Source organism: Marinobacter sp. CH_CUG1437-1, from assembly GCF_037029655.1.
Taxonomy (GTDB): domain Bacteria; phylum Pseudomonadota; class Gammaproteobacteria; order Pseudomonadales; family Oleiphilaceae; genus Marinobacter; species Marinobacter salsuginis.
In genome coordinates, this window is the sequence record NZ_JAYMEW010000018.1 from 1 (window position 1) to 878 (window position 878).

1 protein-coding gene is annotated in these 878 nt (G+C 55.9%); it reads right to left on the reverse strand.

Annotated features, from left to right (window positions below; genetic code table 11):
* Positions 1–721, reverse strand: a 721-nt coding sequence (locus WA411_RS19070) for an alcohol dehydrogenase catalytic domain-containing protein (protein WP_336119314.1), incomplete at its 3' end; no start/stop codon positions are given.
* Between the last annotated feature and the right edge of the window lie 157 nt (positions 722–878).

Consider the following 878-nt stretch of genomic DNA (forward strand, 5'->3'; position numbering starts at 1 on the left):
CTTTGGGATTGATACAGTCGGTTGCACCAAGCTGTCGTGCCAGGTCGAACTTGCTGTCATTGATATCGATGCCAATGATTCGGCTCGCCTTGGCCATGGTCGCACCAATAATCGCAGACAGGCCGATGCCGCCGAGCCCGAAAATGGCCACCGTGGCGCCTTCTTCCACCTTCGCGGTATTCATGACCGCGCCCATGCCGGTGGTGACGCCACAGCCGAGCAGGCAGACCTCTTCCAGCGGGGCTTCCTTGTTGACCTTCGCCAGTGAAATCTCCGGCAGAACGGTGTACTCGGAGAAGGTCGAGCAACCCATGTAATGATGAATGGGCTGGCCGTCCTTGTAGAAACGGCTGGTGCCATCGGGCATGAGTCCTTTGCCCTGGGTTTCGCGGATTTTCCCGCACAGGTTGGTTTTGCCAGACAGGCAGAATTTGCACTCGCCACACTCGGGGGTATAGAGCGGAATGACGTGATCGCCGATCGCCACACTGGTGACTCCTTCGCCGACCGCTTCTACAATTCCGCCGCCCTCGTGACCAAGGATGGCCGGAAAGTTGCCCTCGGGATCTTCTCCGGAGAGGGTGAAGGCATCGGTGTGGCAGACACCCGTTGCCATCACTTTTATTCTCACTTCTCCCGCTTTCGGGGGCATGACATCCACTTCTTCAACGGACAGTGGCTGACCGGGGCCCCAGGCAATTGCCGCTTTTGATTTGATCATTTCAGCCATAGTGTTCTCCATCGGTATACAGGAAGGGCGGGCGCCGCCCGATCGAAGTGCCCATTGTATTTATAGTGATCTGATTGATAATGACCGCTCTCAGTAAATAACTTTTACTGGTGTGCAATAATCAAGATGGCACACCATGAACGGGGAC